13 protein-coding genes are annotated in these 20341 nt (G+C 67.7%); 9 read left to right on the top strand and 4 right to left on the bottom strand.

Translation table 11 applies throughout. The annotated features are described in order from the left end of the window. Window positions 1-4: 4 nt before the first annotated feature. From AC1RRR_RS02625 to AC1RRR_RS02615, 3 genes are all read right to left on the bottom strand, one after another. On the bottom strand, window positions 5-1489 hold the full coding sequence (locus AC1RRR_RS02625) for an amidohydrolase (protein WP_492810335.1): 1485 nt from the start codon (window positions 1487-1489) through the stop codon (window positions 5-7). 94 nt (window positions 1490-1583) lie between these two features. Beyond that, entirely contained in the window at window positions 1584-2621 is a 1038-nt protein-coding gene (locus tag AC1RRR_RS02620; protein ID WP_492810333.1) for a FecR family protein, read from the bottom strand. Continuing rightward, entirely contained in the window at window positions 2575-3150 is a 576-nt protein-coding gene (locus AC1RRR_RS02615; protein ID WP_492810331.1) for an RNA polymerase sigma factor, read from the bottom strand. Before AC1RRR_RS02615 ends, AC1RRR_RS02620 begins: the two co-directional genes overlap by 47 nt. Before the next feature lie 284 nt (window positions 3151-3434). Between AC1RRR_RS02615 and AC1RRR_RS02610 the strand changes: the two genes are divergently transcribed. The 9 genes from AC1RRR_RS02610 (at window position 3435) to AC1RRR_RS02570 (ending at window position 19937) form a co-directional block, all read left to right on the top strand. After that, on the top strand, window positions 3435-5945 hold the full coding sequence (locus AC1RRR_RS02610; protein ID WP_492810329.1) for a TonB-dependent receptor: 2511 nt from the start codon (window positions 3435-3437) through the stop codon (window positions 5943-5945). A 102-nt stretch (window positions 5946-6047) separates the two neighbouring features. Beyond that, a complete protein-coding gene (locus tag AC1RRR_RS02605) occupies window positions 6048-8348 on the top strand; it encodes a TonB-dependent receptor (protein WP_492810327.1) in 2301 nt (766 codons plus the stop codon). Window positions 8349-8492: 144 nt separating this feature from the next. Continuing rightward, window positions 8493-10289, top strand: a complete 1797-nt coding sequence (locus tag AC1RRR_RS02600; RefSeq protein WP_492810325.1) for a CIA30 family protein — start codon at window positions 8493-8495, stop codon at window positions 10287-10289. 154 nt (window positions 10290-10443) lie between these two features. After that, a complete protein-coding gene (locus AC1RRR_RS02595; RefSeq protein ID WP_492810323.1) occupies window positions 10444-13482 on the top strand; it encodes a TonB-dependent receptor plug domain-containing protein in 3039 nt (1012 codons plus the stop codon). A gap of 206 nt (window positions 13483-13688) precedes the next feature. Next, entirely contained in the window at window positions 13689-14852 is a 1164-nt protein-coding gene (locus AC1RRR_RS02590) for an acyl-CoA dehydrogenase family protein (RefSeq protein WP_492810321.1), read from the top strand. Next, window positions 14849-15799 carry a D-isomer specific 2-hydroxyacid dehydrogenase family protein gene (locus AC1RRR_RS02585; protein WP_492810319.1) on the top strand — a complete coding sequence of 317 codons (951 nt, stop codon included), beginning with the start codon at window positions 14849-14851 and terminating at the stop codon, window positions 15797-15799. Before AC1RRR_RS02590 ends, AC1RRR_RS02585 begins: the two co-directional genes overlap by 4 nt. A gap of 12 nt (window positions 15800-15811) precedes the next feature. Further along, window positions 15812-16648, top strand: coding sequence for a class II aldolase/adducin family protein (locus AC1RRR_RS02580; protein WP_492810318.1), 837 nt, complete (start codon window positions 15812-15814; stop codon window positions 16646-16648). After that, complete coding sequence (locus AC1RRR_RS02575) at window positions 16648-17631, top strand: ABC transporter substrate-binding protein (protein ID WP_492810317.1); 984 nt, start codon at window positions 16648-16650, stop codon at window positions 17629-17631. The genes AC1RRR_RS02580 and AC1RRR_RS02575 overlap by 1 nt, the downstream gene beginning before the upstream one ends. 131 nt (window positions 17632-17762) lie before the next feature. After that, window positions 17763-19937, top strand: a complete 2175-nt coding sequence (locus tag AC1RRR_RS02570) for a TonB-dependent receptor (RefSeq protein ID WP_492810315.1) — start codon at window positions 17763-17765, stop codon at window positions 19935-19937. Window positions 19938-20069: 132 nt separating this feature from the next. On the opposite strand, the gene AC1RRR_RS02565 is transcribed toward AC1RRR_RS02570, so the two are convergent. Further along, a complete protein-coding gene (locus AC1RRR_RS02565; RefSeq protein ID WP_492810313.1) occupies window positions 20070-20339 on the bottom strand; it encodes a hypothetical protein in 270 nt (89 codons plus the stop codon). Window positions 20340-20341 lie beyond the last annotated feature (2 nt).

Genomic DNA, 20341 nt, shown 5'->3' with positions numbered 1-20341 from the left:
ATCGTTACTCGCGCGCCGCCGAGGCGGGCTTGCGGTAGTCCAGGGCCGGCGGGCGATCGCCCAGCATGGCCTTGTAGGCGAAGTTGGGCCCGCGACGCTGGTCCAGCTCGGCCTTGGCCTTCTTGACGACGTCGGGATTGGAGAACAGGTCCGCGCCGGTCAGGGCCAGGGTCTTGGCGGCGTTTACCGCGCCCTTGACGCCGATCGACGAACCGGCGGCGGCCACGTTCTGCCAGCTGTGGCCAGCCGAGCCCGGCACGAAGGTCGCGGTGCCAAGGCCCACGGTCGGGGTGACCCAGCTGATGTCCGACACGTCGGTCGAACCACCGCCGCCTTCCAGCTCGACCTTGTAGGGCTCGATGGTCTTGACGCTGTCGATCGACGGCGCGCTGGGGAAGCTGGTCTGGATCTTCTTGGCGAAGGCGATTTCTTCCGGCGTCCAGGTGATGCCGCCGACCTTGCGCAGGTTGGCGTCCATCACGCGGCCCAGGGTGTCGTTGGGCAGCAGGGCGTAGACGCCGCCGGTGATTTCCTTGTCGACCGTCGTGCCAGTGGCCAGGGCCGCGCCGTCGGCGGCCTTCTCGACCCGCGACCAGACGTCCTTGACCACGGCCGGATCCGGATGGCGGACATAGTAATAGACCTCGGCGAAGTCGGGCACGACGTTGGGCGCGGTGCCGCCGGCGGTGATCACGTAGTGGATGCGCGTCTTGTCCGGGGTGTGCTCGCGCAGGAAGTTGGTGGCGACGTCCATGACCTCGACGCCGTCCAGCGCCGAGCGGCCCTTTTCCGGCGCGCCGGCGGCGTGGGCCGAGACGCCATGGAAGCGGAACTTGCCGCTGATATTGGCCATCGACACGCCCTGGACGGCCGAGTTTTCGTTGGCCGGGTGCCAGTGCAGCGTGGCGTCGACGTCGTTGAACAGGCCATCGCGGACCAGATAGACCTTGCCTGAGCCGCCTTCCTCGGCGGGCGTGCCGAACACGCGCAGCTCACCCTTGATGTTGTTCTTGACCATCCAGTCCTTGATGGCGACGGCCGCGCCGACCGAGGCGGCGCCGAACAGGTTGTGGCCGCAGCCGTGGCCAGCGACCTGACCGGGGATGCCGGTCTTCACCGGCTCGGCCGTCTGGGCCAGGCCCGGCAGGGCGTCGAACTCGGCGAGGATGGCGATGACCGGGCCCGCGCCGTTCTTGAAGCTGGCCACGAAGGCGGTCGGCTCACCGGCGACGCCGGCCTTCACGTCAAAGCCGGCGGTCTTCAACTGGCCCTGCAGCAGGGTCGAGCTCTTCACTTCCTGATAGCCGACCTCGGCGAAGCCCCAGATCTTCAGCGCCGCGTCCTGGATCTGCGGGGCGTCGGCGTCGACGGCCTTGAGGATCTGGGCGCGGGCGGCCTCGGTGAGCGGCGCGGCGTGGGCCTGGGTCGCGAGCACGCCCGTCGCCATGCTGGCGGACAGGAGGGCGAGCTTCAGAGCGGAAAGCTTCATTGGAACGGTTTCCCCGGTGGCGAAGACGACGCCAAACGGGCGCCCATCTGTATGACGTAGGGCGACGGCCCCACCTCACCTGGGGTGGAAAATTTTATTCGGCCGCGCCGCGCGTCTGGTGGGGGCGCACCAACTCAACCCGCTTGTCGTCGGCGTGGCCGACATCGGCGAGGCCATAGGTCTTGAGCGCGGCGACGAAGGCGTCGATCTGGCCGGTCCTGAAGACGCCGCTGACCGGCGTGGCGCCCAGGGCGGGATCGGACAGCGACAGCTTGCGATCCGAGAAACGGTTCATCTCGGCGACGACGGCCGACAGCGGCTCGCCGTCAAAGACCAGCCGGCCCTTCAGCCAGGCGGATTCCTTGGCGGTGTCGACGGTCGTGATCGCCCAGTCGGCGGGTTCCGCGGCCACGAAGCGCGAGCCGGCCGACATCTCGACACGGCGCTCACCCTGGGATGCATCGGCGGCGATGCGCACGCGGCCCTCGACCAGCGTCACCGACAGCTTGCCCGGATCCATGCGCACGTCGAAGGCCGTGCCGATGGCCGTGACGCGCTTGTCGCCCGCCGCGACCACGAAGGGGCGCGAGGCGTCCTTGGCGACCTGGAAGAAGGCCTGGCCGCGCATAAGCGTCAGCCGGCGCTCTTGCCCCCAATGGTTCACCCGCACGGCGGAGTCGGTGCTGAGCGTCACGACCGAGTTGTCGGCCAGGCGGAAGGTGGTGTGCTCGCCCACGGCGGTGCTGAACACCGGCTCTTCGGCGGGCAGGACGGGCGAAGCGTCGCCACCCAGCCAGCGCTTGCCGGCGATCGCACCGCCCACCGCGGCGACCAGGCCGGCGGCCGCCAGGCCCAGGGTGCGGCGGTTCAGGTGCGGGCGCTTGTCGCCGGCGCCCAGCGCATCAGCGCGCAAGGCCGCGAAGGCCGGATCATCCTCGAGCGAAGCGACGCCGTTCCAGGTGCTGTTGAGATCTTCCCACGCAGAGGCGTTGCGGGCGTCGGCCTTCAGCCAGCGCTCGAACTCCCGCCGGTCACGCGGCGACACGTCATCACCTTGCAGTCGCGCGAACCACTGGGCGGCCGCGCTATCCGGGTCGTCGTGTATCTCGTTGCCCGACGTGGTCGACGTCATCCTGGTCTCGCAGACGTGCGTGCAGGTGACGCAGCGCCTTCATCACATGTTTCTCGACAGCGCTGACGGAGACCCCCAGGCGCTGGGCGACGAGCTTGTAACTCATCTCCTCGAAGCGCACGAGAATGAAAACCCGTCGCGTGCGTTCCGGCAGCTCGTTGAGGGCCGCCATGGCGCGCGCCATCTGCTCACGTCCCTGTAAGACGCGTTCGGGCGATACTTCATCAACAGGATGATGAATTTCTTGCAGTTCGCAGTGATCGGAACGTCGGCGGGTTTTATCGCGACGCCCGCGATCGATCAGAACATTGGCGGCGACCTCGAACAGGTAGCCCTCGACATTGTTCACGACCGCGTCCGGCTGGCGCTTCTGGATCCGAAGCAGAACCTCCTGCACCAGGTCCTCGACGTCATTGGCGTGCGCGCGGCGGGAGAAGAAGGCCCGTAAGGCCGGCGTGAAGCGCGCGCCGCTGTCCGACAGGTCACGAACCTGCTCGGAAGATTTGGCGGGCTTGCGACCCCAGATCATTGTTTACGCCCCGACATGACAGTCAGGTGAAATCGCTTTCTCGCCCCCGTCAAGGGACGCTGCGGAGGTGGGGGTGCGGCGACGCAACCCATGGCCGGTTGCCTAATGCCTATGCAACACGCGATCTTAGGGCGTCAGGGCACGCTGCGAAGCATGGCGGCCGACGAAATAAAGGCATGGTGCGCGCCCTCGACGGCGTGACGTTCCAGGCCGCCAGGGGAGATCGGGATTCGTTGTTGTTCAGGCCCAGAGGCTCGGAAGCGTCCAGGAGACGCGGCGCCGTCTTGGCCCTGCTTTGCGCCACGGCCCTGACCACGGCGTCGGCGGCGATCGCCGCGCCTGGACGTCCCGAGGCCGCCTTCCGTTTCGAGATTGCCGCGCAGCCGCTGAGCCAGGCGTTGAACCAGCTGGCCCTGCGCAGCGACCGCGAGATCCTGTTCTCCCCGGCCCTGACCCAAGGCAAGCGCAGCCCCGGCCTGTCAGGCACGTTCACGGCCGAGGCGGCTCTCGAGCGCCTGCTGGAGGGCTCAGGCCTGACGGTCCAGCTCGAGGGGCGCAGCTTTCTCGTGGTGCCGGCTCCGAGACCCGCCAAGGCCCCTGCCCCAGACGCGCCGCCGGCTCCGCCTCCCCAGCAGCCGGTCGCCATCGATTCAGTCGTCGTCACGGCGCTGAAGCGCTCAAGCCTGGTGCAGCAGACGCCGATCAGCATGACCGTGGTCTCCGGCGAGCAGCTGTCGCGCCTGGGGTTCCTCGACCTGGAGAAGGCCGCGCCGCTGCTGCCAGGATTGAAGCTGGTGTCCACCGCCTTTGGTCGCCGCCTGGTGCTGCGCGGCGTCTATGGCGCCGGCGAAGCCACGACTGGCCTCTATTACGACGAGACGCCGATGACCGGGCCGGTCGGCACCACGGCCGACCCAGGCGTGATGACGCCGGAGCTGGCGCTAGTCGATGTCGACCGCATCGAGTTACTGCGCGGACCGCAGGGCACGCTTTACGGTTCCGGCGCGATGGGTGGGGCGCTGCGGATCCTGTTCACCCGCCCGGACCTCGCGGAGGACGCCGCTTCCGTCGGCGCCTCGCTGTCCTCCGCCGCCCACGGCGGGCAAGGCGGCGGGGCGAACGTCGTGCTGAACACCGTCGTGATCCCCGACACCCTGGCCGTGCGCCTGACGGCCTATGACCAGCGGCAACCGGGCGTGATCGACAATGTCCGGCTGGGACTGAAGGACGTCGACGCCTCCAGCGTGCGGGGCGTGCGCCTGGCGGCGTTGTGGGCGCCAGGATCGCGGCTGACGGCCCTGGTCTCGGCCACCCACCAGAACAGCCACCGCGACGACATCTCGGCCTGGAACGACACGGCCGGCCCGTGGCGGACCGTCCATGCGGGCCGCGCGCCGTTCGACGGCGAGATCGACCTGGCGGCGGCGACCGTGAAGTGGCGCGGCGACGCCGTGGACCTGACGGCGGTGTCGTCCTGGTACCGCTGGCGACTGACCCGCCGCTCCGACTACAGCGGCGTGCTGCTGGGCGAGCGGACCAATGCGGCCGGCTGCATGCGGATGTTCACCGTGACCTGCGACGCCACGCAGATGGCCAGCTACTCGGCCTATGTCGACAGCGTCTATCCGGCGATCCTGAACCAGCCCGCCGAACTGACAGCCCAGATCCATGAGATCCGCGCCGCGTCCGTGGGCGATGGTCCGCTGACCTGGACGCTGGGCGCCTATCGCGAGGTGCGCGGCGACTCGATCGACAGCCAGGTCCGGCACGTGGACCTGGCCACCGGCGCCCTGACCGAGCCGCCGGTGCTGATCGGCCGTCGCGACATCGAGAACCACCTCTCCCAAAGCGCCATCTTCGGCGAGATCTCCTATCTGATCGCACCGGAAACCGAGCTGACCCTGGGCGCAAGGCGCTTCGACTACGTCAAGCGCGACCGAGGGGCGGTGCAGATCGCCAATGTCGTTTCCGGGACCTGGGCCGACTACGCCATCGACGCCCGGACCGAGGAGCAGGGCTGGAGCCTGAAGGCCCTGGCCAGCCGCCAGTTCGGGCCGGGCGTGTTTGGCTATGCCCAGGTCTCGCAGGGCTTCCGTCCCGGCGGCGTCAACGTCGTGCCCGGACTGCCCGAGAGCCTGGCGGTCTATCGCTCGGATCGGCTGAACAACTATGAGCTGGGCCTGAAGGTCCAGAGCGCAGATCGCCGCTTTACGGGCAATGTCGCGGTCTACCGGATCGCCTGGCGGGACATGCAGTACGCCGCTCAGACCCAGAACCGCGCCTTCACCTATGTCACCAATATCGGCGCCGCGCGCATCCACGGGCTGGAAGTCGAGGCGACTGCCCAGCGCGTGATCGGGTGGGACTTCGCGGCCAACCTGACCGTGACCGATGCGCGCCTGACCGCCGACCAGCTGACCAACACCGCGATCGGCCTGGGCCTGGAGGGCGACCGCCTGCCGATCGTCCCCCGGATGACCGCCGCGGCCTCGATGGAGCGCCACTGGACCTTGCCCGGCGACCTTGTCGGGCGGCTGCGCTTCGACGGTTCCTATGCCGGCATCGCCCGGTCTGCCTTCAACGCCGGCAATGGCGACTATCTGAAGATGGGCGGTTACGCGGTCTTTGGCGCCAGTTTCAGCCTGGAACGGCGCGATTGGACCCTGGACCTGACGGTCGACAACCTGCTGGACCGGGCCGGCCATGCCAACGCCGCGCGCAACACCTCGGGTCCGATCGAGTACTTTGGCGTGGCGCCGCGCATGCTGCGCGTGAGCATCGAACGTCGCTTCTGATCCGGACGCGTCTTTTTCGCGTCGCTCAGGTGAGGGAGCCCCGCCACCTTGCGTCTGATCCTACAGGCCGCCGTCGAGCGCGCCGCAAAGAGGGGATCAACAATGATGCAGTTTCGAGGCCTTCGCACCCTGGCCCTGGGCGCCAGCGCCCTGACCAGCCTGATGGCCGGCCAGGCTTTCGCCCAGTCCAATGACGCCGGCACGATCGAAGAAGTGGTCGTCACCGCGCTGAAGCGCTCCACCACCGTCCAGACCACCCCGATCAGCGTCAGCGCGGTCACCGAGAAGTCGCTGCAGGCGCTGGGCGCACAAGGCATCCAGGACTACTTCCGCACCGTTCCGAACCTGCAGGTCGACGGCAACTCGCCCACCAGCCGCCGCCTGACCCTGCGCGGCGTGCGCAGCGCCGGTGAAGCCACCGTCGGCCTTTATTACGACGAAACCCCGCTGACGGGTCCGGCCGGCACGACCGCCGACGCCAGCTCGACCAGCGCCGACGTCAACCTGTTCGACGCCGAGCGCATCGAAGTCCTGCGCGGCCCGCAAGGCACGCTGTACGGCTCGGGCTCGATGGGCGGCACCCTGCGGGTGATCCTCAACAAGCCCGACACCAGCCGCTATGCCGGCGCCGTCGAGGCCCAGGGCACCAGCACCAAGGGCGGCAGCAGCGGCTACTCGGTGAAGGGCATGGTCAACGTGCCGCTGATCGAGGACAAGCTGGCCGCGCGCTTGGTGCTCTACAAGACCGAGGGCGGCGGCTATGTCGATGACGTTCTGCTGAACAAGAAGGACATCAACGACCAGCACTCCAGCGGCGGTCGCCTGATGCTGGGCTTCACGCCCACCGAGAACCTGACGATCAACGCCTCGGGCCTGTACCAGAAGACCACCCTGGACGGTCAGAACAGCTGGTATCCGGCGCTGGGCAAGGACGCCTATTCGACCAACGCCCGCGTCATCGCCCCGACCAGCGATAACCTGCGGATGTACAACGTCACGGGCAAGTGGGACCTGGACTTCGCCACGGTCACGGCGACCTCGTCCTACTACAAGTGGACGCTGCTGCGGAACTCCGACTACAGCCCCACCCTGTCGGGCAGCCGCGCCAACGCCACCTCGTGCCGCAACTACATCGCCGGCGGTCCCGCCGCGGCGGGCGCGACCAACCCGGCTTGTAACGCCACGCAGCTGGCGGCCTACACCGCCTATGCCGACAGCCGCACGCCCGGCGCGCTCTATCAGCCGATGGGCCTGACCTCGTGGAACCACGAGCTGCGCATGACCGGCTCGCTGTTCGACGACAAGGTCGACTGGACGGCCGGCGTCTATCTGGAAAAGCGCGAAGACTACATCGAGAGCAAGGTGGCCAAGGGCGACGCCGTCACCGGCATCATCAACCCCAACGACCTGACCGCCTGGCGCCATGTCGGCACCGACACCAAGCAGACCGCCTTCTTCGGTGAAGTCTCGTGGAAGCCGGTCGACAAGCTGACCCTGACCGGCGGCCTGCGTCGTTTCAAGTACGACAAGACGGTCTCGGGCCAGGTCCTGATCAGCAACTTCATCACCCAGTCCTATGTCGGTCCGGCCGCCCAGGTCGACGCCGGCGCCGACGGCTGGGTCAGCAAGCTGAACGCCTCCTACCAGGTCACGTCGGACGTCATGTTCTATGCCGTGGCGGCTAAGGGCTTCCGCCCCGGCGGCGCCAACAACGTGCCGGGCCTGGCCAGCGCGCTGCTGGGCTATGCGCCCGACAGCCTCTGGAACTACGAAGGTGGCGTGAAGAGCCAGTGGTTCGACCGTCGCCTGACGCTGAATGCAGCCGTCTACCAGATCGACTGGTCGAACATGCAGATCTCGGCGACCAGCGCCAACGGCGCCTTCAGCTACCTGACCAACGCCGGCAAAGCCAAGATCAAGGGCTTCGAAGTCGAGGCGGTGGCGCGTCCGATCTCCGGCCTGACGATCAGCGGCACCGCCGCCATCGTCGACGCTAAGCTGACGGAAGACCAGGCCAACTCGACCATCCTGATCACCGGCTCGACCGGCCTGCGCGGCGACGAGTTCCCGAACGTGGCCAAGTACAGCGGTTCGGCTGCGGTCGAATATACCTGGCCGCTGAAGGGCGACCTGAACGGCCTGCTGCGCGCCGACTACGCCTATGTCGGCCAGTCCGCTTCGCAGTTCCGCCCGACCTACGTCTACTATGAAAAGCAGGGCGACTACGGCTACGCCAACCTGCGCGCCGGCGTCGAAGGCGCCGACTGGGGCGCCTATGTCTTCGTCAACAACGTCACCGACGAAGTCGGGCTGATGAGCGTGACCTCGGCGGTGAACAACCCCAAGCAGGTCGTCAGCATCAACCCGCGCACGGCCGGTTTCCAGGTCCGCAAGCGCTTCTAGAGAAGACCGACGGGTGGGCCCCTCGCCCACCCGTCATCTTTACCAATTACAGTTATTGAGGTCTCGAACACAGCTGAGTGGCGGAAACGAAAATCCCATTCGTCGATCAAGCAGTAGCATCGGCAAGGTCGGGATCTCATTGTCATGAAGCCTATCCGTAAGACCGCTCTGGCGGCCACCGCCCTAGCCGGGAGCCTTGGGCTCGCAGCCTTCGGGATCGCCCAGGCGGCGGAAACGCCCGTCGTCGCGATCATGGGCGCGACGGTCTTCGACGCCACGGGCGCCGCCCCTCATCTGGCCAATGTCATCATCCGCGACGGCCGCATCGCCGAGGTCGGCCCGACCGTGAAGGCGCCGCGCGGCGCCAAGGTGATCGACGCCAAGGGCCAGGCCCTGTTGCCGGGCTTCTTCGACCTGCACACCCACTGGACGCCGGGCGGCATTCCCGCCACCACGCCGCAGATCGCCACAGCCTATGTGTCGGCGGGCGTCACCACGGTCAGCGACTTCAACGCCGCGCCGGAATCGTTCGCGCCGCGCCGCCAGTGGCTGTCGACCCTGGTCGCGCCGCATGTGAACTTCGCCGCGCGCATGAGCACGCCAGGCGGCCACGGCGCCGACTGGGCCGACACCGCCACCACCAAGTGGGTCAACACCCCTGAAGCCGCCCGCGCGGCGGTCAAGGCGCTGGTCCCCTACAAGCCCGACCTGATCAAGGCCTTCACTGACGGCTGGCGCTACGGCGTCGCGCCCGACAACACCAGCATGGATGAGTGGACCCTGACCGCCCTGGTCGACGAGGCCCACAAGAACAATCTGAAGGTCTTCACCCACACCGTCAGCGTCGATCGCGGCGAGGTCGCTGGCCGGTCCAAGGTCGACGTCATCACCCACAGCCTGCAGGATCGTCCGCTGGACGCCGAGGCGATCGAGATTCTGAAGGCGGGCGGCACGGCCGACACCCCGACCCTCGCTGTGTACGAGCCGGTGAAGCCGGGCCAGCCAGCCCGCGATCCGGACGAGAGCCCGAACGCCAAGCAGAGCTTCAAGAAGTTCGACTACGCCCTGGGCAACGCCAAGGCGCTGCACGACGCCGGCGTGATCATCGCGCTGGGGACCGACGCGGGCATGCCGGGCACGCCGCACGGCGTCTCGACCCTCCACGAGATGGAGCTGATGGTCCGCGCGGGCCTGACGCCGTCCGAGGCCCTGATGGCCGGCACGGCGCTGAGCGCCAAGGTCATCAACCAGCTGAGCGATCGCGGCACGATCGAGGTGGGCAAGCGCGCCGACCTCGTGCTGATCAAGGGCGAACCCTGGAAGACGATCAGCGACGTGCGCAAGACCGACCGCGTCTTCATCGACGGCAAGCTGGTCTTCGGTCCGGGCGCGCCGCCCACGACCGCCAACCAGGCCACGACGATGCCTTCGGTTCCGGCCAAGGCCCAGATCGACGACTTCGAGCGCGCCGACGGCCGCTCCAGCCTCAACACCCTGCGCACCGACGATCCCGACGGCGGCCTGGACCGCACGGTCGAGATCAGCCAGCGCATCCCGCGCGGCGCCGACGGTCACGCTCTGTCGATCAACGCCCGCATGGCGATGAAGGCCAAACCCTCCGCCGGGGTGATCATCCCGCTGACCGTGGGCTCGATCCAGCCCGTCGACGCCCGCGCCTTCAAGGGCGTGCGCTTCGAGGTGCGCGGCGACGGCGACTACGCCCTGGGCGTCACCGCGTCGAGCGGCCGCTGGGCCGCGCCGTTCAAGGCGGGTTCGACCTGGCAGACCGTCGAAGTTCCGTTCTCCGCCCTCAAGCCCGCCAGCGAGCGCGGCGCGAAGGGCGAATGGACCGCTTCGGACCTGACCGAGGTCGAGTTCATGGGCGGCCGCAAGGGCGGCGAGAAGTTCTGGCTGGAAGTCGACAACGTCGTCTTCTTCTAGGGCTGCCAAACGAGGTCACCCGGCGCGCGGCGTCAAGACCGCGCCCGGGGCGTCGCGCTCCCCCAAGGGGAGCCGGCGGGAGGAAGTGAGTGGGTCGGACAACAACGCGTAACTCCGCTCTTGGGGGGCGGAGGCATCAAGTAGGGGAACTCGCATGACCAACACGAAGGCGCTACGCGCCGCCATGTTCGCCACCTCGGCGCTCTGCGTCGCCTGGGCCGGCCAAGCCGCCGCCCAGACCGGCGCGCCAGAGAGCACCGTCGAGGAAATCGTCGTCGTCGGCTCGCGCATCGAAGGCGCCAAGGCTACCGCCGCCCTGCCCGTCACCGTCGTCGACGGCAAGCAGCTGGACGCCGTGGCCGCCAGCTCGGGCGATGACCTGTTCCGCGCCATCCCGCAGATGGGCGACGTGAACTACAACTCCAGCTACCTGCCCGGCAGCAGCAACTCGGCCCGCGGCGACATCGGTTCGGTGAACCTGCGCAACCTGGGTTCGGGCAACACCCTGGTGCTGCTGAACGGCCGCCGCGTGGTCGCCCACCCGACCAGCCAGGCCGACGGCAACAGCCTGGTCCCAACCATCACCTACAACACCAACGCCATCCCGACCTCGGGCCTCAAGCGACTGGAAGTCCTGCGTGACGGCGCCGCCGCCATCTACGGCACCGACGCCGTGGCCGGCGTGGTCAACACCGTGCTGAAGGACAATTTCAACGGCGTCGACGTCGAGGCCCAGTACGGCGCGGCCGAGGGCACGAACCTCAAGGAATATGAGTTCAACGGCCTGTTCGGCCACAATTTCGAGCGCGGCAACCTGACCGCCCTCGTCAGCTACGACAAACGCACCGAACTGCGGACCACGGACCAGGACTACACCGCCTCGGCCGACAAGCGCGGCCTGTTCACCGGCACCCGGTTCGACGGCGCGGCCTCCCTGGACGGCCGCGGCACGGTCACGCCGTGGGGCAGCTTCACGGCCGCCTCGGCGGTGCGGGTCGGCACGACCCTGATCACCAGCTCGGCCGGCGCCTTCCACGTCCAGCCGACGACCTATCCGGGCAGCCTGGCCACCGTCGGCAACGGCATCAGCATCGACGACGGCGCGCCGGCCACCTCGGGCGACGACCGCAACCTGCGTTATGACGGGGCCGCCAGCGGCTTGACGGTGATGCCGGCGCTCAAGCGCCTGAACGTCTTCGTCACCGGCCACTACGACGTGACCGACACCATCACGGCCTTCGGCGAAGTCGGCGTCTATCACGCCAAGACCCGCGCCTACCAAGCCCCGGCGACGACCACCTCGGCCCAGGTGATCACCGCCCCGACCACCAGCTACTGGAACCCCTTCGGTCCGACGACCTTCAATGGCGTGGCCAATCCCAACCGCCTGGCGGGCATCAACGCCCCGGCCGGCGGCCTGGCCGTCACCCTGACCAGCTACGACTTCGTCGACGCCGGCAAGCAGCAGGTCGACGTCACCAACGACCAGAACCGCTTCCTGGCCGGCCTGCGCGGCGACGCCATGGGCTGGAAGTGGGAGTCGGCGCTGCTGTACTCGCAATCCAAGGTCAAGGACGTCTCGGACGGCATCAGCGCCACGGCGGCCCAAAAGCAGATCGGCCTGTCGACCGCCGACGCCTACAACCCGTTCAACGGCGGCACGGTGTCCAACCCCAGCGTCGGTGACGCCACGCCCAGCAGCCAGGCGGCGATCGACGCGATCCGCTTCAAGTCCAAGCGCGAGAGCACCAGCTCGCTGGCGTCGTGGGATTTCCGCGTTTCGAAGGCTGACCTGTTCGCCCTGCCCGGCGGCGATGTCGGCGTGGCGGCCGGTGTCGAATGGCGTCGCGAGACCCAGCACGACGACCGCGACGCCCACGTCGACGGCACGATCACCTACACCAACTCGGTGACGGGCATCGTCTATGGCAGCGACATGGTCGGCACCAGCCCGTCGCCCGACACCAAGGGCTCGCGCAAGGTCAGCTCGGCCTATATCGAGTTCGCCGTGCCGGTGATCTCGCCCGAGATGGGCATCCCTCTGGTCCGCAGCGTCGAGCTGCAACTGGCCGGCCGCGCCGAGAAGTACAGCGACGTCGGCTCGGTGGCCAAACCCAAGGTCGCGCTGGCTTGGGACCTGGTCGACGGCTTCCGCGTCCGCGGTTCGTGGGCCCAGGGCTTCAAGGCCCCGAACCTGGAACAGATCAACGCCACGGTTGTCACCCGCGCCAACACCCGCACCGACTACGTCCGCTGCGAGGCCGACCTGCGCGCGGGCCGGATCACCAGCTTCAGCAACTGCACCCGTACGCTCAGCGTCCAGGCGCAGCGCTCGGGTAACCCCGACCTGAAGCCGGAAGATTCCGAGACCATGGGCTTCGGCTTCGTGTTCGAGCCGAAGTTCATCCCGTCGGAGTTCGGTCAGTTCACCCTGACCACCGACTATTGGCGCGTGAAGCAGAAGGGCATCGTCGGCCTGTTCGGCGAGGGCAACGCCCTGATCCTGGACTACCTGCAGCGCGTCGGCGGCGGCTCAAACGCCAACGTCGTCCGCGCCGCCGCGACGGCCGACGACATCGCCGCCTTCGCCGGCACTGGCCTGACCCCGGTCGGCACGGTGCTGTACGTCAAGGACCAGTACGTCAACACCCTGCCGCAGGAAGCCCGCGGCATCGACATCGGCCTGATGTGGCGCAAGCACGGCACGCCGATCGGTGACTTCGACCTGAACGTCAACGGCGCCCACCTGATCAAGTTCTACCAGCAGCCCTCGCCGCAGATCGCGGCGCTGATGGCGGCCCGCGCGGCCGGCACGATCAACGCCGGCACCACCATCACCGGCGGCGGCAGCTACATCCGCCAGAACAGCAAGCCGGACTGGAAGTGGACCGCCGCCCTGAGCTGGAGCCTCGACCAGTTCTCGGCCGGGGTGTTCACCCAGTACGTCTCGGACATCGACGACACCGGCCTGATCGACTCGGCCGGCGCGCCGTGGATCATCGACTCCCAGGTCACGACCAACGTCTACGGTCAGTACGAGTTCACCAAGGGCTGGGCGGCCAACACCCGCCTGAAGCTGGGCGTGCGCAACGTGACCAACGAGGCCCCGCCGCTGTCCTCGAACGGCTATCTGGGCACCGTGTACCAGCCCTACGGCCGGTACTTCTACGCCAGCATCCGCAAGACCTTCTAACCCGATCGTCCGCGCTCCCTTCGGGGAGCGCGGACACCCACCGCTCAGCGGCTGACACTCGAGATTTGCTGATAAGAGCCCTGAGTAAAAGTCTATTGAATAGATAGGAATTAAGCGCCTACTTCGAGGCTCTGGCCAGCGCGCCACGAGATTTTGGAGAAAGGCGTGGCGATGACCTCGCGCAATCCGTTTCACGGGATCACGCCGTGAACGCCCCGGTCCGCCGCCTGCAATCGCCGCGATTGCCTGACCTCGACACGATCCTGCCCGGCCTGACCCGGGCCTTCGCCGAGACCGCCGGCCAGCACGACCGCGAGGCCAGCTTCCCGGCCGAGAACTTCCGCCTTCTGCATGAAGCCGGCCTGCTGGCTCTCACCGCGCCGGCGCGTCTGGGCGGACTGGAAGCCGACCTGCCGACGGCGCTGAAGGTCGTCTCGGCCGTGGCGCGCGGCGAACCGGCCACGGCGCTGGTGCTGGTCATGCAGTACCTGTTTCACGCTTCGGTCGAGGGCCGCTCGGGCTGGCCTGAACACCTCAAGACCCGCGTGATCGGCGAGGCGATCGAGCACGGCGCCCTGATCAACGCCCTGCGGGTCGAGCCGGACTTGGGCACGCCCGCACGGGGCGGCCTGCCGGCGACCATCGCCCGCCGCACGCCCGAAGGCTGGCGGATCAGCGGCCGCAAGATCTACTCGACCGGCTCGACCAACCTGACCTGGTTCGTGGTCTGGGCCCGCAGCGACGACGCTGAACCCCTGGTCGGCGGTTGGCTGGTTCGTGCCGACACGCCCGGCGTGGTCATCGAAGAAAGCTGGGACCATCTGGGCCTGCGCGCCAGCGCCAGCCATGACGTGGTATTTGAGGACGTGCTGGTCCCGCTGGACCACGCCCTGGACCCACAGCCGCCGGGCGCGCCGCCGCCCTACCCGGCCAGCTTCGCGGCCTGGTCGGCGGTGCTGACCTCGGCCATCTACGACGCTGTCGCCCGGGCGGCGCGCGACTGGCTGATCGAGTTCCTGACCCATCGCAAGCCGGCCAATCTGGGCGCGGCGTTATCCACCCTGCCCCGCTTCCAGGAAGCCGTCGGCGAGATCGACGGCCTGCTGCTGTCCAACCGTGTCCTGCTGGACGCCGCCGCGCGCGGCGAAGTCGACGGCGTCGAGGCCAGCCTGGTCAAGCACCTGGTCACCGAGAACGCCATCACCGTCGTCGAGAAGGCCCTGAAGCTGACCGGCAATCCGGGCCTGACCCGCGCCAATCCGCTGGAGCGCCACCATCGCGACGTTCTGTGCGGCCGGGTGCACACGCCCCAGGCCGACGTCGCCCTGACCGCGGCCGGCCGCGCCGCCTTCGCGAAGGTTTCCGCATGAGCCGTGTCGTCGTCGCCAGCCAACTGCCTGAGGTCTTCAACAGCGTCTTCGCCCAGCACGCGGCCGACGCCGAGATCATCGCCGTGCCGCCCGGCCTGACCACGCCCTTGCCGCCCAAGGCCAATGTCCTGGTCGCCGCGCCCTTCCGCAAAGCCGGCGGCATCCTGCCCGAGCGCGCCCCGCCGGGCTGGCCGTTCGATGTGCGCTGGGTGCAGCTGGTCTCGGTCGGCATCGACTTCTATCCGGACTGGCTGTTCGAGGGCCCGGTCGTCACCTCGGCGCGCGGCTCTTCCGCGGTGGCGCTGGCCGAGTTCGCTCTGGCCGCCATCCTGGCCGAGGCCAAGCGCCTGCCCGACATCTGGATCGACCAGGCCAACCGCTGGGCGCCGCAGCAGCTGAAGCTGGTCGCCGGCTCGACGCTGGGCCTGGTCGGCTTCGGCGCGATCGGCGAGGCCCTGGCGCCGCGCGCCCAGGCCTTGGGGATCAACGTGCTGGCCGTCCGCCGCTCGGATGCGCCCATCCCCGTGCCAGGCGTCGAGCGCGTCGCCGATCTCAAGACCCTGTTCGAGCGCAGCGACCACGTCGTGCTGGCCGCTCCGGCCACACCACAGACCGAACGGATCATCAACCGCGACCTCTTGCTGCATGCCAAGCCCGGCCTGCACCTGATCAACATCGCCCGCGGCGCCCTGATCGACGACGAGGCCCTGCTGACGGCGCTGGACGAAGGCCACGTCGGCCGCGCCAGCCTGGACGTCACCTTCCCCGAGCCCCTGCCCGACGGCCATCCGTTCTATGGCCACCCCAAGGTGCGCCTGTCGCCGCACACCTCGGTGCATACGCCAGACACCCGCATCAACCTGGCGACCCAGTTCGCCGAGAACCTGGCCCGCTTCCGGTCCGGCGCGCCGCTGGCCGACGTCGTCGACCTGTCGCGCGGCTACTGAAGGACACCCGCCATGACCGCCTATCCTTCGGCGCGCGCCTTTGCCGGGCCGCACCCCGCCAAGATCGAGACCGTGCTGCCCGAGTTCGGCTCGCGCGAGATCCCCCGCCAGCCGACGGTCGAGGCCGAACGCCTTTATCGCAAGCAGCGCCTGGCCGCCTCGTATCGCCTGTTCGGCCGCCATGGCTTCGACATGGGCGGGGCCGGTCACATCACCGCCCGCGACCCGGAGCTGACCGACCACTTCTGGGTCAATCCGTTCGGCGTCCACTTCTCGCGGATCAAGGTTTCGGACCTGATGCTGGTCAGCCATGGCGGCGTCATCGTCGAGCCGCCAGCCAAGGTCCCCGCCCGCCTGAACCGCGCCGCCTTCGCCATCCACAGCCAGCTGCACGAGGCGCGCCCCGACGTGGTCGCCGCCGCCCACTCGCATTCGCTGTATGGCAAGGCTTGGTCGGCCCTGGGCCGCCTGCTGGATCCGCTGACCCAGGACTCGGCCGCTTTCTACGACGACCATGCGCTGTTCGAAGAGTTCTCCGGCGTCGTGCTGGATATCAGCGAGGGCCAGAAGATCGCCCGGGCGCTGGGCGCCAAGAAGGCGGTGATCCTCCAGAACCACGGCATCCTGACCGTCGGCCAATCGGTCGAGGCCGCAGTCTGGCGCTACCTGGCCATGGAGAACGCCTGTCAGGCTCAGCTGCTGGCCGAGGCCGCCGGCCCCACCAAGCCTATGCCATCCGAGGTCGCCAAGCACACCGCCGGCCAAGTCGGAACCGAGACCGGCGGCTTCTGGGCCTTCCAAGCCTATTGGGACATCGTCACCGAAGAAGAGCCGGACCTGTTCGACTGATGCCCGATCTTTCCGTCTCGCGCCGAGGCTTGATGCTCGGCGGCCTCTCGCTGGCCGGTCTCGCGGCGTGCTCGCCGAAGGCCCCCGCCGGGCCAGGCGACCTCTCCGACCTGACTCTGCGAGTGGCGACCTATCGCGGCAATCCCGAGAGCTTCTTCAAGGAAGCCGGCGCCGGCGAGCCGCCCTACAAGCTGGCCCGCACCCAGTTCGCTGGCGGCAACCTGATCGCCGAGGCCATCAACGCCAAGGCGCTGGATTTCGGCGGCATGAGCGAGATCCCGCCGATCTTCATCGCCGGCCATCCGGGCAACTTGGTCCGCATCGTCGGCGTGCTGCAGGGCGATGTGAACAACCAGGTGGTGCTCGTGCCCAAGGGCTCGCCGGTCCAGGACTTCGCCCAGCTGAAGGGCAAGCGGATCGGCTATGTGAAGGCCACGACTTCGCACTACATCCTGCTGCGTCTTCTGGAAAAAGCCGGCCTGACCTGGGCCGACATCACGCCGGTGGCGCTGTCACCGCAGGATGGCCTGGCCGCCTTCCAGAGCGGCGCGCTGGACGCTTGGATCATCTATGGCGTCATCGTCTACCAGGCCCGCGAGGCCGGGGCGCGGGTGCTGACCACCGCTCAAGGCATCCTGTCGGGCAACTACCTGATCGCCGCCTCGCAGGAAGCCCTGGATGATCCCGCGCGGCTGAAGGCGATCGGCGACTACGTCCAGCGCTACAAGCGGGTCTTCGACTGGATCAACGCGGACGGCGTGCGCTGGGCCAAGGTCCGCACCGCCGCCACCGGCGTCAAGCAGGCCTACTACGAGCAGGAATTCCAGGAGCGTAGCTCGCCCTCGATCCTGGGGCCGATCAGCGACGCGGCGATCGCCTCGCAGCAGGCTGTGGCCGACACCTTCGCCGCCGCCAAGATCATTCCCGGAGCTGTTCAGGTTAAATCGCTCTGGGACGATCGGCTGACACCCTTCCTGAAATAGATTTAGAATTTCGAATATAGAATTTCAGCTTTCGCGATATGAGCAAATCTATCCCGTTCTGAACTTTATATTCATTGAGCACAGATCGTGCAGATGACAAATCCCTACTCAACAGATGGGGATGAAATCAAATGCCTAAACTTTACCTGCGCGAGCTTTTGCTCTTCAGCTCCAGCCTGGCGATCGCTGGCACGGCCCAGGCCGCCGAGCCGGCGCCCGCCGCCGACAGCGCCGCGCCCGCCGTCGAGCAGGTGATCGTCACCGCCGAACGCCGCGCCACCGACCTGCAGAAGACCGCCATCGCCATCTCGGCCTTCGGTCAGCAAGTCCTGGCCGACCGCAAGATCGACAACATCCGCGACCTGTCGGGTCAGATTCCGAACCTGTCCATCAGCCGGGTCACGATCAGCCACACCACCCAGACCTACGCCCTGCGCGGGGTTGGCGAGGCCGATCCGATCCAGGAGCCGGTGCTGGCCGTCTATGTCGACGACGTCTACATCCCGCGCCAGATCGGCTCGATGGTCGAGTTCAACGACCTGGAACGGATCGAGGTTCTGCGCGGCCCGCAAGGCACGCTGTACGGCCGCAACTCCAGCGCCGGCGCCCTGCGGATCATCACCCGCGATCCGGGCCAGACCCTGCGCGCCAAGGCCGAGGTCGGCCTAGGCAACTACGGCGCGGTCGATGTCCGTGCGCTGATCGAAGGGCCGCTGGTCGCCGACAAGCTATCGGGCAGCTTCTCGTACATCCATCACAGCCGCGACGGCGTCACCTTCGACCCGACATTGAACCACGACGTCAACCGCATCGACCTGGACGCCTTCCGCGCCAAGCTGCGCTGGACGCCCAGCGAGCGCCTGGACGCCCTGCTGACCATCAACGCGCTGCGTGACCGCAGCGACACCCGCAGCTACATCCCCGTGAACCAGCCCGGCGGCGTGTTCCGCAACGACCGCTCCTACTCCGAGGTCGAGCCGACCCAGGACCTGGACCAGATCAGCGGCTCGCTGCGCGTCCAGTACGAGCTCAGCGAACGCCTGAAGCTAAAGTCGATCACCGCCTATGGCGGCTTCAACCTCAACCCCGTCTATTACGAGAACGACGGCGAGGCGGCGCTGATCCAGAAGAACCTGATCCACTACAATGATCAGTACGTCACCCAGGAACTGCAGCTGAACGGCGACTTCGGCGATGTCACCTTCACCAGCGGCCTGTTCTATCTGCACGAGCGGTTCTTCGTGCAGCGCGACGGCTTCAGCCGCCGCAACGCCCAGAACACCGACCCGGTGACGACGCCCGGTAATTACGGCTTTGCCCGCGCCCACAACATCACCAACACCGATGCCTATGCCGTGTTCGGCGAAGCGACGTGGAAGGCGACCGAGCGCCTCTCCCTGACCGGCGGCCTGCGCTGGACCAACGAGGAGAAGGAATTCGTCTTCGACAACCAGGTGCTGAACCTGGCCGGCCAGGTCGTGGGCCAGTCGATCGCCGGCAAGGCCGACAAGATCTTCTCGTCGATCACGCCCAAGCTCTCGGCCCAGTACCAGTGGACGTCGGACATCCTGCAGTATGTGAGCTATTCCAAGGGCTTCAAGTCGGGCGGCTTCGACAACCGCGCCACTCGCATCGACCTGGCCACCCGCCCCTTCGCGCCCGAGAATGTCGACAGCTACGAGACGGGCCTGAAGACCGAACTGTTCGACCGCCGCGCGCGGCTGAACCTGGCGGTGTTCTACAACGACTACAAGGACTTGCAGGTCAGCTACAGCGACCCGGCCTATCCGGGCAATTCGATCCGCGGCAACGCCGGCAAGGCCCACACCTACGGCGTCGAGCTGGAGAGTGACATCCGCCCAACCGAGCGGGTGGGGCTGCAAGCCTCGGTCGGCTATCTGTTCGCCGTCTATGACCGCTATCGCAACGCGGGCGGCGTGGGCGTCAATGCCGATGGCCACCGCCTGCTGAACTCGCCGCGCTGGAGCCTGGCCGGCGGCCTGACTTACGATGTGCCGATCGAAGTGCCCGGCAGCGTCCGCGTTGGCCTGAACGCCCAATGGCAGAGCAAGACCTACTACAACGCCCTGCAACGCCCGCAGGACTCGGCTCCCAGCCAAGGCTTCCTGAACGGCTCGATCACCTGGACCGCGCCGGATCCGCACTGGGCCGTGCAGCTGTCGGGCCGCAACCTGCTCAACTCCGACAAGCCGGTGACCTCGACCTACACGCCAGCCACCGGGGTCTTCTACCGCAACTACCCGGACCCGCGGACCTTCCTGGTCACGCTGAAATACGCGCTCTAGAGCCAACAGCGCCGCCGCCCGATCCGGACGGCGGCGCTCTTCGTTTCAGGCGCGCTCGATCGGCACGTGCGGCTTGGTGTTGGGACAGATCAGCTCGACCGGCGGCTCGTCCGCGCCGGGCTTCTTCATCCCCTAGGCGTTCACCGGCTGCGAGCGGTTGATCCAGGCGGTGTAGTGCAGGTGGTCCGAGCGAGGATCGTCCGTGTTCGGATGCAGCAGGGCCGCCTTGTCGGCCGCATCCTCGTCGAAGTCGAAATAGATGTGAGCGTGATAGCTGCAGATGTCGGTATAAGCGCGCGGCGCCGTCTCAGACCCGATCGCGCCCCTGCAAGAAATCCTGCGGCCCTTTCCAGCAATTCCAAGTCCACCGCCAATTTCCTCAGAAAAATCGGCAAACTTCACGA

Source organism: Caulobacter sp. GW821-FHT12D05, from assembly GCF_058807295.1.
The sequence above is the reverse complement of the archived record's forward strand: the minus strand, read 5'-3'. Positions and strand labels throughout refer to the sequence as shown.

Bases quoted from the DNA above. Each gene is read 5' to 3' on its own strand.
- AC1RRR_RS02625 (WP_492810335.1), bottom strand. From the start codon at position 1,489: ATGAAGCTTTCCGCTCTGAAGCTCGCCCTCCTGTCCGCCAGCATGGCG.
- AC1RRR_RS02620 (WP_492810333.1), bottom strand. From the start codon at position 2,621: ATGACGTCGACCACGTCGGGCAACGAGATACACGACGACCCGGATAGC.
- AC1RRR_RS02615 (WP_492810331.1), bottom strand. From the start codon at position 3,150: ATGATCTGGGGTCGCAAGCCCGCCAAATCTTCCGAGCAGGTTCGTGAC.
- AC1RRR_RS02605 (WP_492810327.1), top strand. From the start codon at position 6,048: ATGATGCAGTTTCGAGGCCTTCGCACCCTGGCCCTGGGCGCCAGCGCC.
- AC1RRR_RS02600 (WP_492810325.1), top strand. From the start codon at position 8,493: ATGAAGCCTATCCGTAAGACCGCTCTGGCGGCCACCGCCCTAGCCGGG.
- AC1RRR_RS02595 (WP_492810323.1), top strand. From the start codon at position 10,444: ATGACCAACACGAAGGCGCTACGCGCCGCCATGTTCGCCACCTCGGCG.
- AC1RRR_RS02585 (WP_492810319.1), top strand. From the start codon at position 14,849: ATGAGCCGTGTCGTCGTCGCCAGCCAACTGCCTGAGGTCTTCAACAGC.
- AC1RRR_RS02580 (WP_492810318.1), top strand. From the start codon at position 15,812: ATGACCGCCTATCCTTCGGCGCGCGCCTTTGCCGGGCCGCACCCCGCC.
- AC1RRR_RS02575 (WP_492810317.1), top strand. From the start codon at position 16,648: ATGCCCGATCTTTCCGTCTCGCGCCGAGGCTTGATGCTCGGCGGCCTC.
- AC1RRR_RS02570 (WP_492810315.1), top strand. From the start codon at position 17,763: ATGCCTAAACTTTACCTGCGCGAGCTTTTGCTCTTCAGCTCCAGCCTG.